The sequence below is a fragment of the Streptomyces sp. RKAG337 genome (genome assembly GCF_023701715.1).
Lineage (GTDB): Bacteria > Actinomycetota > Actinomycetes > Streptomycetales > Streptomycetaceae > Actinacidiphila.
In genome coordinates, this window is the sequence record NZ_JAJOZA010000001.1 from 3,592,651 (window position 1) to 3,604,877 (window position 12,227).

Consider the following 12,227-nt stretch of genomic DNA (forward strand, 5'->3'; position numbering starts at 1 on the left):
ACCGACGGCGGGGCGCCCGGCGCTCCGGCCGACGCGATGGCCGCGGGCACGCCGGACGGGGCGCTGGAGGCGGAGCTGCTGCGGCTCGCGGGGTCGGTCCCGGACCCGGAGCTGCCGGTGCTCTCCCTCGCCGAGCTGGGGGTGCTGCGCGGTCTGCAGCTGGTCGGCCCCGGCCGGGTCGAGGTCCAGCTGACGCCGACGTACACCGGCTGCCCGGCCATCGACACGATGGTCACCGACATCACCCAGGTCCTGCGCGAGCACGGGATGGCCGAGGTGTCCGTCCGTACGGTGCTGTCGCCGGCCTGGTCGACCGACGCGATCAGCGCCGAGGGGCGCCGCAAGCTCGCCGAGCACGGCATAGCGCCGCCCCGCCCCATCGGCGGCGGCGGCCCGGTGCCGCTCGAACTGTCGGTGCGCTGCCCGCACTGCGGCTCGGTGGACACCACCGTGCTGAGCCGGTTCTCCTCCACCGCGTGCAAATCCCTGCGCCGTTGTGAGAGCTGCCGCGAACCGTTCGACCACTTCAAGGAGTTGTGAATGTTCCATCCGCTCCGGGTCACCGGGATCGAGCGGCTCACGGACGATTCGGTGACCGTGACCTTCGACGTGCCGGCCCCCCTGCGTGAGACGTACCGCTTCGCGGCAGGCCAGCACCTCGCGGTGCGCCGGTTCGTGGACGGCTCCGAGATCCGGCGGACGTACTCGGTCTGCGACCCGGCTCCCGGCCCCGAGGGGCCGGAGAGCCTGCGGGTCGGCGTGCGGCTGGTCGAGGACGGTGCGTTCTCGGTGTACGCCCACAAGGAGCTGGTGGTGGGCGACCAGGTGGACGTCATGCCGCCGATGGGCCGGTTCATCCTCGAACCGCGCCCCGGCTACTTCGCGGCGGTGGTCGGCGGCAGCGGCATCACGCCGGTGCTCTCCCACATCGCCACCGTCCTCGGACGGGAGCCCTCGGCCCGCTTCTGCCTGGTGCGCAGCGACCGGACGGCCGCTTCGACGATGTTCCTGGAGGAGATCGCCGACCTCAAGGACCGCTATCCGGACCGGCTCCAGCTGGTGAACGTGTTGTCCCGTGAGGACCAGCAGGCCGGGCTGCCGTCCGGCCGGCTGGACCAGGAGCGGCTGACCGCCCTGCTGCCCGCACTGCTGTCGGTGGAGACGGTGGACGGGTGGTACCTGTGCGGCCCCTTCGGGCTGGTGCGGGGAGCCGAGCAGGCGCTGCGCGGACTCGGGGTGGACCGGTCCCGGATCCATCAGGAGATCTTCCATGTGGACGACGGCCCGGTGACCGGCACCGCCCGGACCGCGGCCCCGGCCGGCAGCGTGGTCGCCGCGACGCTCGACGGGCGCGGCGGGAGCTGGCCGTCCGAGGGCGGCGAATCCGTCCTGGAGACGGTGCTGCGCAACCGCTCGGACGCCCCGTACGCCTGCAAGGGCGGGGTGTGCGGGACCTGCCGGGCCCGGCTGGTGTCGGGCGAGGTGCGGATGGACCGGAACTTCGCGCTGGAGCCCGACGAGACCGATGCCGGGTATGTGCTGGCCTGCCAGTCGCATCCGCTCACCGACCGGGTGGAGCTGGACTTCGACGCGTAACGGTGGCCCCTCGCTATTCCCTCTCACTAGAACGTGTTCTAACCTGACGCACTGTCAGGGACCGTAGCGGTGGGAGGGGCTAGCAGTGGACTTCAGCTTCACCGAGGAGCAACTGGCGGCGGTCGAGGCGGCGCGGGCCGTGTTCTCGGGAGTCGCGCCCGACTCGGTCCCCAGCCCCGCGCTGACCCACGGGCCCGTCGCCGAGGACTTCGACCGCGCCCTGTGGCGCAAGCTCGCGGACGGCGATCTGCTGGGCCTCGCCCTGGCCGACACCTACGGCGGCGCCGGCCTCGACCTGATGGCGCTGTGCCTCGTGCTGCGCGAGGCCGGCAAGGTGCTCGCCCGGGTGCCGCTGCTGGAGACCTACGCCGCCGGGCTCGCCGTACAGACCTACGGCTCCGCGGCGCTGCGCGGCCGGCTGCTTCCGGCGGCGGGCAGCGGCGGGGTCGTCCTCACCGTCGCCGCCAACGGCCGCACCGGCCATGACGGGGCCGAGCTCGCCGTTCAGGCCCGGCACCAGCAGGACGACCGGAACGAGGAGCCGGGGCAGTGGCTGCTCGACGGGGTGCAGACGGCCGTCCCGTGGGCGCAGCAGGCCGATCACATCCTGGTGCCGGCCCACACCACCGAGGGCCGCCCGGTCATCGCGGTGGTCCCCCGGCTCCACGAGGGCGTCACGCTCGCCGAGCAGGTCTCCACCAGCGGGGAGCGGTTCGCCGAGATCACGTTCGACGGGGTACGGATCCCGGCCGATGACGTCATCACCGCGGACGGCGCCTGGGAATGGCTGCGCAATGTGCTCGCCACCGGCACCTGCGCCCTGGCGCTGGGCCTCGGCGAGGCGGTCCTCGGCATGACCAGCTCCTACGCCAGTAAGCGTGAGCAGTTCGGATACCCCATCGCGACGTTCCAGGCGGTCGCGGTGCAGTCCGCCGACCGCTACATCGACCTGCGGGCGATGGAGGCCACCCTCTGGCAGGCGGCCTGGCGGCTGAGCATCGACACCCCCGGCGCGCTGCCCTTCACCGGCGATGTCGCGGTCGCGAAGATCTGGGCGTCGGAGGGCGTACGGCGGGTCGTGCAGACCGCGCAGCACCTGCACGGCGGCTTCGGTGCGGACACCGACTACGCGCTGCACCGCTACCACGCCTGGGCCAAGCAGCTGGAGCTGTCGCTCGGTCCCGCCGCCGCCCACGAGGAGGTCCTGGGCGACCTGATCGCCGCCCACCCCCTCGGTTAGGGCCGGACAAGGCCCTGGGGCGCGCTACAGGACGAAGGCCGGGCCGTCGCCGTCCGACACCAGCGGCCGCCCGGCCGCTTCCCAGCCGAGCATCCCGCCGTCCACGTTCACCGCGTCGACGCCCTGGGCGATCAGGTACTGGGCGACCTGCGCCGACCGTCCGCCGACCCGGCAGACCACGTGCACCGTGCCGCCGTCCGGCACCTCGGCGATCCGGCTGACGACCTCACCCATGGGGATGTGGAGCGCCTGCTGCGCGTGCCCGGCCGCCCACTCGTCGTTCTCCCGGACGTCCAGCAGGATGCCCTCGGCCGGAACACCGGCGGCGTCGACCGCGGGCAGCTGGGAGTTGAACATGGGAAGGGCCTCCTCGGCACAACCGGCTCAGCAGGAGCTGAGCACGAGCTCGGCGCTGGCTCAGCACGCGGTTCAGCGGGCTCAGCGCACACGACACACACAGCGGACCTGAGAAAACTACCTCAGCCCTCAGCGGGCCGGACCAGCTCGGAGAGCCGTGCCTCCCGCGCCCCGACCTGTTCCAGCAGCTGCTCGGCGATCTCGTTGAGCAGCCCGTCAGGATCGTCGGGGGACAGCTTCATCATCTGCCCGATCGCGCTGCCGTCCAGATCCGTGGCGATCACGGACAGCGCCTCCTTGCGTTCGGCCAGCCACTCCAGCCGGGCGTAGAGCACCTCCGCCTCGGTCGGGAGCTCCTCCTCGAGCACCGGCCCGGCCTCCCACTCCGCCCCGAGCTCGCGCAGCCGGTCCTCGTCGGCGTCCGCGTAGGCCTCGTTGACCCGGGCGATGAAGACGCTGCGCCGCTCCTTCTCCGCCTCGTCCTGCGCCAGGTCGGGGTGCGCCTTGCGGGCCAGCTCGCGGTAGAGCCGCTGCGCCTCCTTGCCCGGCCGCACCCGGCGCGGAGGATTGGGGTCCTCGACCGGCCGGACACCGTCCTGGCCGAGCATCCCCTCGAAGAGCTCCTCTATACCCGGCATGGGCATGACGAGGGCGCGGGCCTCCCAGGCCCGCTCGATGTCCTCACGGTCGCCGCTGTTCGCCGCCACCGCCTCCGCGATCAGGGCGTCCAGCTCGTCCAGCCGGGCATACATCGGGCCGAGCCGCTGGTGATGCAGCCGGGAGAAGTTGTCCACCTCGACCCGGAAGGTCTCCACCGCGATCTCGAACTCGATGAGCGCCTGCTCAGCGGCGCGCACCGCCTTCGCCAACCGCTGGGAGGCCGCTTGATCCACCTGTTCCGCTTCCGGGTTCGTCACCCGCACAGCGTACGGATTCCGGCGGCCCCCCGTCCCGGGGCCCGGCACCGAGGCCACACCCCGGAGCCGGACCGCCGGGCCCCACACCCCTTCCACGCCCCCGAAAGATTCCGTTTCGGCCCAGATCAAGACCGGATCAAGACCGGATCAGACCGGCTCTGAACGGCTAGGTCCAGCTCGGAATGGCTCGGAACGGCTCGGAACGGAATCGAGCCAAGCCCGGCGGTCTAGATTCCGAGTTCCGCCGCGACCTTCCCCGTCCTGATCGCGCCGAGCAGCTCCGCGTGATCGGCCTCCGTGCGGTCGGCGTACGCCACCGCGAAGGACGTGATCGCCGTGTCCAGTTCCTCGTTCTTGCCGCAGTACCCGGCGATCAGCCGTGGATCCGCGCTGTGCGAGTGCGCCCGCGCGAGCAGCGCCCCGGTCATGCGCGCGTAGTCGTCGATCAGCCCCGCCTCCAGCGACGCCGGATCCACGCTCCCCTTCCGGTTCCGGAACTGGCGCACCTGGTAGGGCAGCCCGTCCACCGACGTCCACCCCAGCAGGATGTCGCTGACCACCTGCATCCGCTTCTGTCCGTGCACCACCCGCCGGCCCTCGTGCGAGGCGAGCGCATCGTGCGCATCGTTTGAGGAGGTGGCAGAGAAGGTGGCGGTGGCATCCGCCGCCGCGGTGTCGAATCCGGCCTTCGCCACGTACGGCCGCAGCACGGACGCCCGCGCCTCCTTCACCTGGAGCACCAGCGGCTCCCCCAGGTGATCGAGCAGCAGCACCACGTACGACCTGGTCCCCACGCTCCCGGTCCCCACCACCCGGAACGCCACATCGTGCACCGCGTAGCGCGCGAGCAGCGGCAGCCGGTCCTCCGACACCGTGCGCAGATAGCCGTCCAGCGCCCCGGCGACCGCCGCCGCCTCCGCGTCCGGCACCCGCCGCAGTACGGGCAGCGCGTCCACGAAGCGCCGGCCGCCGTCCGCCAGCAGCTCCGTCGACCGCGCGACGAACTTCGCGCTGGTGTTCTTCCGCGCCTTGGCCGACACCTGTTCCAGGGTGCCCAGCAGATCGCGCGCGTCCGCGTGCGCGACCAGCTCTTCGTGCGCGATGGCGTTCCACGCGTCCAGCACCGGCAGCTTGGCCAGCAGCCGCATGGTGCGCCGGTACGCGCCGACCGCGTCGTGCGCCGCCGACCGGCAGACGTCCTCGGACGCGCCCGCCTCCCGCCCGGCGAGCACCAGCGAGGCCGCGAGCCGCTTCACATCCCATTCCCACGGGCCGAACAGCGTCTCGTCGAAGTCGTTGATGTCCATGACCAGCCGGCCGCGGGCGTCGCCGTAGAGGCCGAAGTTCGCGGCGTGCGCGTCACCGCAGATCTGGGCGCCGACACCGGTCACCGGGGTGTCGACGAGATCGGCCGCCATCAGCCCGGCGGAACCGCGCAGGAAGGAGAACGGGCTCGCCGCCATCCGTCCGACGCGCAGCGGTATCAGCGCCTCGATCCGGCCGGAATTCGACGCCTCCAGCGCCCCCAGCGGACCCGGCCGGTCCCCGCCGGCCGGCAGATGATCGTGCGCCGACCTGGCCACCCGGCCCCGCAGCGCCTTGCCCGCGGTCCTCGCCGTGGCCTCGTGCGGCCAGCGCGCGAACCCCGTGGTCCGCGGCACCCTCAACTCGCTCATGCGCTCTCCCCGTCAGCGAGCGGACGCACCGATGCCACTTACCCCACCACTGGGGGCAATCTGGCCATTTGGTCGACCCCGCCCGAAGTTTCGTGCTTGCCTTGAGCCAGGACCCTACTCAGCGCCGAACCGCAGGTGCACGACGTTGAACGAGATGACCCGGCTTTCCCAGTCCGCCGATCCGTCCGAAGACCCGTCCATGGGTCCGGCCGCCGGCGCGGAAGCGAAGACGGAGAAGGACGTGTCCGTCGATTCTGCCTCCGGAAACGGCAGCGGCACCAATGCCGGCACCAGCACCGCGACCGGCACCGGCGCCACACCCGGCACGACGGCCGACACCACGGCCGACACCACCGCCGGCAACGGCTCCGGCGCGGCACCGCTCGCCACCACCGGGGTGGCCGCGCTCCTGCGGCTCGCCGTCATCTGCGTGGACCCCGACGGCCGCGTCTCCTACTGGAACCGCGGCTCCGAGGAGCTGTTCGGCCACCGCTGGGAAGGCGTTTTCGGCCATCGTGCCTCCGGGCTGCTGACCTCCTCGGGCGCTCCGCGCCAGGACACCCTCGACCTGCTGGACGACCTCACCCATCCCGCCTGGGCCGGTTCGCTCGCCACCACCGACCGGGACGGCACCGTTCGCGACGTGCTGTGGTGGACGTACCGGATCATGGAGCCCGCCGGCCGCAGCCTGCTGGTCATCGCCGCCAACGCCAAGCCGCTGCGCGCCGGTTCGCTGCGGATCGCCCTCGGCGACCGCCTGCTGCCGTACGCCGCGGAGGAGCCGGCGCGCGAGGCCCGCGAGGGCATCTCGGTCTCCGCCCAGCTCGCGCCCGTCCCCGATCTGGCGCACGCCCGGCAGCTGACCGCCCGGCTCGGCATCGTCCTGCCCCGGGTGAGCACCGGCCGCCTCGAACGGATCATGCGGCAGGTCGTCCCGCTCGGGTACCCGGTCCTGCGGGTGGACGGCAGCACGGAACTGCCGGTCCTGCCCAGGGAGTACGAGGCGGACGGCGGAACGTTACGCCCGGCCCGCACCAACCGCCGGGAGCTGCTCCCCGCGCCCCGTTCGGGCTCCGGAGCGTCCGTCCAGGCGACGGTCACACCGGCCGCCGGGAACTCGGCCGGCAACTCCGCCGGAGGCCGGGCCGCCCGGGTGCGCACCGGCGCCGACGGCCTGACCGCCGTCCCCGTCCCCGCCGTACCGGTCTTCGCGACGCCCGCTCCCGGCCATGTGCTGGACGAGCAGCTCGCGTTACTCCGCGAGACCGGCACCAAGGTCGGCAGCACCCTCGATCTCGACACCACCGCACGCGAGTTGTGCGCCGTGACCGTCCCGCGCTTCGCGGACTTCGCGGCGATCCTCATCGTCGACCAGCTGTTCTCCGACACCGAGCCGCCGAAGGACGACCGGCCGTCCGACACCGTCCTGCTCCGCCGGGTCGCGGTCGCCCTGAACGGGCCGTCCGGCGCCTGGGAAAGCGCCGTCCCGGAGGGCGAGTTGATCACCCTCTCCACCGACGACATCACCCCGCGCCTGAACGAGCCGATCCTCGTCCCCGTCATCGAACCGGGGCTCGCCCAGGACCTCGCGCTCGACCTGGGCGTTCCGGCCCTCGGCCCGCTGCTGCCCGGCCGTTCCATGGTCGTGGTCCCGCTCACCGCGCGCGGCACGGTCCTCGGCCGGATGTGCTTCCTGCGCCAGCCGAACCGGCGCCCGTTCGACGCCAAGGACGCCGCGACCGCGGGCGAGATCGTCACCCGCGGCGCCGTCCACCTCGACAACGCCCGGCTGCACCGCTTCGAGTCCCGGGCCGCCGCGACGCTGCAGCGCAGCATGATGCCGACCCGTCCGCCCAAGATCCCCGGCGTCCGCATCGCACACCACTACATGCCGGGCGACCGCCAGGCACAGGTCGGCGGCGACTGGTTCGACGCGATCCAGCTGCCGGGCGGCCGGGTGGCGCTCATCGTCGGCGATGTGATGGGGCACGGGCTGATCAGCGCCGCCGTCATGGGCCAGTTCCGTACGTCGGTCATCACCATGGCCGCCCTCGACCTGCCGCCGGCGCAGCTGCTGCGGCACCTCGACAACCTCGCGCACCGGCTGGGCCCCGAGCACCTCGCCACCTGCGTCTACGCGGTCTACGACCCGATCCACCGCAATCTGACCCTCGCCAACGCCGGTCACATCCCGCCCGTCCTGGCCCGCCACGACGGGGTCAGCGAGCTGCTGCAGATCCCCAAGGGAGCGCCGATCGGCGTCGGCGGCGTGCCGTTCGAGACGGTCGAGATCCCGGTGCCGGACGGCAGTTGGCTGGTGCTGTGCACGGACGGCCTGGTCGAGGTCCGCGGCCAGGGGATAGACGCGGGTCTCGCCGCCCTGTGCGCCAACGTCATCGAGCCGCAGCAGACTCCGGAGGACGTGTGCGCGCAGATCCTCAGCCGGCTGCACTCCGAGGACCGGCGGGACGATGTCGCCCTGCTCGTCGCCCGGTTCGAGGGCATCGCCTCCAAGGACGTCGCCCAGTGGACGCTGCGCATGGACGACGCGGAGGTCCGCACCGCCCGTGAACTCACCCGGCAGCAGCTCGGCATCTGGGGTCTCGACCGGCTCACGGACGTCACGGAACTGCTGGTCAGCGAGCTGGTCACCAATGCGCTGCGGGTGGCGTCGCACGATGTCCAGCTGCGGCTGATGAACGTCGGCAAGCTGCTGGTCGAGGTCAGCGACGACGATCACAACCTGCCGCAGCTGCGGCGGGCCGACGCGGACGACGAGGAGGGGCGCGGCCTGGCGCTCGTCTCGCATCTGTCGCGGCGCTGGGGTACGAGCCGCAAGGCGGTCGGCAAGGTCGTCTGGTTCGAACTGCCGCTGCCGGGCTAGGACTTCGGCCGTCGGCCGTCGGCCGTCGGAAATCACCCGGCACCGGCCGGCCCGCCGAGACCTTCAGCTGTCCAGGCGTTCAGACGTCAGGCGTTCAGGCGTTCAGGCGTTCAGGCGTTCAGACGATTTCGGGCTGCTGGGGCCGGGAGGGGCTGGATTGCGCGCCCGCGCACGGCCCTTCCAGGTCGCCCGCCGCGTCGATGCCGCCCAGCAGGTACGTCTCGGCCCACAGACCCAGCTCGTGCAGGGCTGGGCCGAGACCGAGGCCGGCCTCGGTGAGCCGGTAGGTCACGCGCAGCGGTGGACCTTCGTCGACCTCACGGACGACCAGCCCGGCGTCGGCCAGCTCGCTCAGCCGGTCCGACAGCATGCGCTCGCTGATCTTGGGGAGGGATCTCCGCAGGTCGGCGTAGTACGCCGCCCGCTGGGTGAGGACGGCCACGATCAGCCCGGTCCACCGTTTCCCCAGCAGTTCGAAGACGCGCGTGAGCGCGATGTCGACGCCCGTACACACCTCGGCCCCGAGCTCCGCCTGCGCCTGCTGTCCCCGTTGCATGGGTACAGCGTACTGCCGTCCCGCTTGCTACTGCAGAAAAGTAAGCTACTGTGCTATCAATAGCTACGTACGAAAGAACGCAGACGCCCACCGCATCGCGGCGTTCGCACCGTCTTCCGAAAGTGGAGGCATTCCCATGCCCACCTTGCTGCACATCGACTCCTCCGCCTTCCACGAGGGCTCCGTCTCCCGCGAGGTCGCCGCGACCTTCCGCAAGGAATGGGAGGCGCAGCACCCGGACGGCACCGTGATCTACCGCGACCTCGCGGCCGATCCGCTCCCCCATCTGACCGCCGACGCCATCACCGCGGCCTTCGTCCCGGCGGCCGACCACACCCCCGAGCAGCGGGCGGCCCACGCCCTGCGGGAGACCCTCGCCGGGGAGCTGGAGCAGGCCGACGCGGTGCTGATCGGCACCCCGATGTACAACTTCACGATCCCCTCCAGCCTCAAGGCATGGCTCGACCAGGTGATCATCATCGGCCGCACCGGCGGCGAGGCGTCCACGGTGGCCGGCACCCCGGTCACGGTCGTGACCGCCCGCGGCGGTTCGTACGCCGCCGGCACCCCGCGGGAGAGCTTCGAGTTCGCCTCGAACTACCTGGAGAAGGTCCTCACCGGCATGCTCGGCCTCGAGGTCGACTTCATCGTGCCCGAGCTGACGCTCGCGCATGTGAACCCGGCGATGGCCGACCTCCGCGACCAGGCCGACGCGTCGCGCGCCCGCGCCCACGAGGAAGCGGTCGCCAAGGCCAAGGCGCTCGCCGTCCGCCTGGCCGCCTGAGGCCCACGGCTCCCTCTCCCGCATCCCCGCGTTACGCGCCATGTCTTACAAGCCACGCGTTACGCGCCACGCCTTACGCGCTACGCCTTACGCGCCATGCCTTACGCGCTACGCCTTACGCGTCGCCGGCCCCGCCCGATTCCGGGCGGGGCCATTCGCGTCCCTCCAGGGCCTCGATGCTGCGGTTGAACCGGGTGAGTACGTCCTCGAACTGCCCGATCTCCCGCGGCGTCCAGTCCGCGAGCACCCGGCCCAGGCCTTCCAGATGGACCGCGCGGTCGGCCGCCAGCCGGTCCTTGCCGGCACCGGTGATCCGCAGCTTCCGCGCCATTCCGCCGTCCGGATCCGCGACGCGCTCCGCCAGCCCGGCCCGCAGCAGCGCCGCCGTCTGCCGGTTGACCGTCGAGGTGTCGAGGCCGAACGCCTCCGCGAGCTGTCCGATGGACATCGCGCCGTCCGCTTCGATCCTGGTCAGCAGCAGATAGGCGGACTTCTCCAGCCGCCCGCCGGCCGGGTCCCGGCGGGCCATCACCTGGTGCCGGGCGACAAGCATCAACTCCCGTTCGAGTCGCTCCAGCACACTGCCTCCTATGTCACCGCGTCCTGCGCGCCGCGCGTATCCACGAGGTACGCAATGTGCACGATACACATCCTGTGTATCGTGCACATCAACAACTTCACCCGGAGGCGGTACACGTGCCCCAGATATCCGATCCAGTGGCCCGCGACCGGGGCGGCTCCATCGTCGTGGTGCTCGCGTTCGCGGGCATCGTCGTGGCGGTCATGCAGACCCTCGTGGTCCCGCTGATCCCCGAACTCCCCGAACTGCTGCACGCCTCCGCCTCCGACGCCTCATGGGTGATCACCGCGACCCTGCTGGCCGGCGCGGTCGCCACCCCCGTCATGGGCCGGCTCGGCGACATGTACGGCAAGCGGCGGATCCTGCTGTTCAGCCTCGGCCTGCTCATCATCGGCTCGCTGATCTGCGCCTTCACCACCTCGCTGCTCCCGATGGTGATCGGCCGGGCCTTCCAGGGCGGCGCGATGGGCGTCATCCCGCTGGGCATCAGCATCATGCGTGACGAGCTGCCCAAGGAGCGGATGGGCTCCGCGATGGCCCTGATGAGCTCCTCGCTCGGCATCGGCGGGGCGCTCGGCATGCCGGGTGCCGCGGCGATCGCCCAGCACTTCGACTGGCACTCGCTGTTCCTGTGCTCGGCCGGGCTCGGGGCGGCCGCCGCCGCGCTCATCTTCTTCCTGGTGCCCGAGTCGGCGGTGCGCACCCCCGCACGGTTCGACTTCCCCGGTGCGGTCGGCCTCTCGGCCGGGCTGGTCTGCCTGCTGCTGGCCGTGTCCAAGGGCGGCGACTGGGGCTGGGGCAGCGGCACCACCCTCGGACTGCTCGGCGCCGCCGTACTGATCCTGCTCGGCTGGGGCACCTTCGAGCTGCGGACCACCGCGCCGCTGGTGGATCTGCGGACCACCGCCCGCCCCCAGGTGCTGCTCACCAACCTCGCGTCGGTCCTGGTCGGGTTCGCCCTCTTCGCGATGTCGATCGTGCTTCCGCAGCTCTTGCAGTTGCCCAAGGCGACCGGTTACGGCCTCGGCCAGTCGATGGTCGCGGCCGGGCTGTGCCTGGCCCCCGCCGGGCTGGTGATGATCGTGATCTCGCCGCTGTCGGCCCGGATCTCGGCCGCCCGCGGCCCGAAGACCTCGCTGATGCTGGGGGTGGCGGTCGTCGCCGCCGGTTACGCCATGGGGCTGTTCCTGATGGACACCGTCTGGGAGGTCATCCTGGTATCGGCGGTCATCGGCACCGGCATCGCGCTCGCCTACGCCGCCATGCCCGCGCTGATCATGGGTGCCGTGCCGCTGTCGGAGACGGCGGCCGCCAACGGCCTCAACACTCTGATGCGGTCGATCGGCACCTCGGTCTCCAGCGCGGTCGTCGGCGTGGTGCTCGCCCATATGACGCAGCCGTTCGGCGGCGTGCCGCTGCCCACGCTGAACGGATTCCGGGTCGCGTTCGCGATCGCCTGCGGGGCCGGCCTCGCCGCCCTGCTGATCGCCGCCTTCATCCCGGCCCGCCACGCCCGGCCGCAGGTCGCGGCCTCCGGCCCGGCCCCGGTCAGCGCGCCGGCCGACCAGCCCGCCTAGGAATCCACCGGCGGACACCGCGGACGGAGCAGACAGGGAAGGGCCGCGCGACAGTCGTCG

11 protein-coding genes are annotated in these 12,227 nt (G+C 72.0%); 6 read left to right on the plus strand and 5 right to left on the minus strand.

All coding sequences use genetic code 11. The features are described from left to right. Positions 1-36 precede the first annotated feature (36 nt). The 3 genes from paaD to LNW73_RS15840 all read left to right on the plus strand — a co-directional run bounded on the left by paaD (position 37) and on the right by LNW73_RS15840 (position 2,836). The gene (gene paaD / locus LNW73_RS15830) at positions 37-540 is read left to right on the plus strand and encodes a 1,2-phenylacetyl-CoA epoxidase subunit PaaD (protein WP_250992936.1); all 504 of its coding nucleotides are present in this window, start codon (positions 37-39) and stop codon (positions 538-540) included. Beyond that, positions 541-1,596 carry a 2Fe-2S iron-sulfur cluster-binding protein gene (locus tag LNW73_RS15835; protein ID WP_250990337.1) on the plus strand — a complete coding sequence of 352 codons (1,056 nt, stop codon included), beginning with the start codon at positions 541-543 and terminating at the stop codon, positions 1,594-1,596. A gap of 85 nt (positions 1,597-1,681) precedes the next feature. Then, positions 1,682-2,836, plus strand: a complete 1,155-nt coding sequence (locus LNW73_RS15840) for an acyl-CoA dehydrogenase family protein (RefSeq protein WP_250990338.1) — start codon at positions 1,682-1,684, stop codon at positions 2,834-2,836. Between the two features lie 24 nt (positions 2,837-2,860). On the opposite strand, the gene LNW73_RS15845 is transcribed toward LNW73_RS15840, so the two are convergent. The 3 genes from LNW73_RS15845 to LNW73_RS15855 form a co-directional block, all read right to left on the minus strand. Further along, complete coding sequence (locus LNW73_RS15845; RefSeq protein WP_250976808.1) at positions 2,861-3,193, minus strand: rhodanese-like domain-containing protein; 333 nt, start codon at positions 3,191-3,193, stop codon at positions 2,861-2,863. 122 nt (positions 3,194-3,315) lie between these two features. Continuing rightward, on the minus strand, positions 3,316-4,116 hold the full coding sequence (locus tag LNW73_RS15850) for a hypothetical protein (protein WP_374118107.1): 801 nt from the start codon (positions 4,114-4,116) through the stop codon (positions 3,316-3,318). A gap of 221 nt (positions 4,117-4,337) precedes the next feature. After that, on the minus strand, positions 4,338-5,786 hold the full coding sequence (locus LNW73_RS15855) for a DUF2252 domain-containing protein (RefSeq protein ID WP_250990340.1): 1,449 nt from the start codon (positions 5,784-5,786) through the stop codon (positions 4,338-4,340). Positions 5,787-5,940: 154 nt separating this feature from the next. Here LNW73_RS15855 and LNW73_RS15860 point away from each other — a divergent pair, with 154 nt between their 5' ends. Continuing rightward, the gene (locus tag LNW73_RS15860) at positions 5,941-8,670 is read left to right on the plus strand and encodes an ATP-binding SpoIIE family protein phosphatase (protein ID WP_250990341.1); all 2,730 of its coding nucleotides are present in this window, start codon (positions 5,941-5,943) and stop codon (positions 8,668-8,670) included. 118 nt (positions 8,671-8,788) lie between these two features. Here the strand turns inward: LNW73_RS15860 and LNW73_RS15865 are convergent, their stop codons facing one another. Beyond that, positions 8,789-9,226, minus strand: a complete 438-nt coding sequence (locus LNW73_RS15865) for a winged helix-turn-helix transcriptional regulator (RefSeq protein WP_250990342.1) — start codon at positions 9,224-9,226, stop codon at positions 8,789-8,791. 136 nt (positions 9,227-9,362) lie between these two features. Between LNW73_RS15865 and LNW73_RS15870 the strand changes: the two genes are divergently transcribed. Further along, entirely contained in the window at positions 9,363-10,010 is a 648-nt protein-coding gene (locus LNW73_RS15870; RefSeq protein ID WP_250990343.1) for an FMN-dependent NADH-azoreductase, read from the plus strand. A 115-nt stretch (positions 10,011-10,125) separates the two neighbouring features. Here LNW73_RS15870 and LNW73_RS15875 read toward each other — a convergent pair whose 3' ends face one another. Further along, positions 10,126-10,563, minus strand: a complete 438-nt coding sequence (locus LNW73_RS15875; protein ID WP_250980240.1) for a MarR family winged helix-turn-helix transcriptional regulator — start codon at positions 10,561-10,563, stop codon at positions 10,126-10,128. A 143-nt stretch (positions 10,564-10,706) separates the two neighbouring features. Here LNW73_RS15875 and LNW73_RS15880 point away from each other — a divergent pair, with 143 nt between their 5' ends. Beyond that, positions 10,707-12,167 (plus strand): MFS transporter, encoded by a 1,461-nt coding sequence (locus tag LNW73_RS15880; protein ID WP_250990344.1) that lies wholly within the window; start codon positions 10,707-10,709, stop codon positions 12,165-12,167. Positions 12,168-12,227: the final 60 nt, after the last annotated feature.

What these genes read in the sequence shown, in the direction of transcription:
- LNW73_RS15855 (WP_250990340.1), bottom strand. Translation starts at nt 5,786, where the DNA reads ATGAGCGAGTTGAGGGTGCCGCGGACCACGGGGTTCGCGCGCTGGCCG.
- LNW73_RS15835 (WP_250990337.1), top strand. Translation starts at nt 541, where the DNA reads ATGTTCCATCCGCTCCGGGTCACCGGGATCGAGCGGCTCACGGACGAT.
- LNW73_RS15860 (WP_250990341.1), top strand. Translation starts at nt 5,941, where the DNA reads ATGACCCGGCTTTCCCAGTCCGCCGATCCGTCCGAAGACCCGTCCATG.
- LNW73_RS15845 (WP_250976808.1), bottom strand. Translation starts at nt 3,193, where the DNA reads ATGTTCAACTCCCAGCTGCCCGCGGTCGACGCCGCCGGTGTTCCGGCC.
- LNW73_RS15875 (WP_250980240.1), bottom strand. Translation starts at nt 10,563, where the DNA reads ATGCTTGTCGCCCGGCACCAGGTGATGGCCCGCCGGGACCCGGCCGGC.
- LNW73_RS15865 (WP_250990342.1), bottom strand. Translation starts at nt 9,226, where the DNA reads ATGCAACGGGGACAGCAGGCGCAGGCGGAGCTCGGGGCCGAGGTGTGT.
- LNW73_RS15870 (WP_250990343.1), top strand. Translation starts at nt 9,363, where the DNA reads ATGCCCACCTTGCTGCACATCGACTCCTCCGCCTTCCACGAGGGCTCC.
- paaD (WP_250992936.1), top strand. Translation starts at nt 37, where the DNA reads ATGGCCGCGGGCACGCCGGACGGGGCGCTGGAGGCGGAGCTGCTGCGG.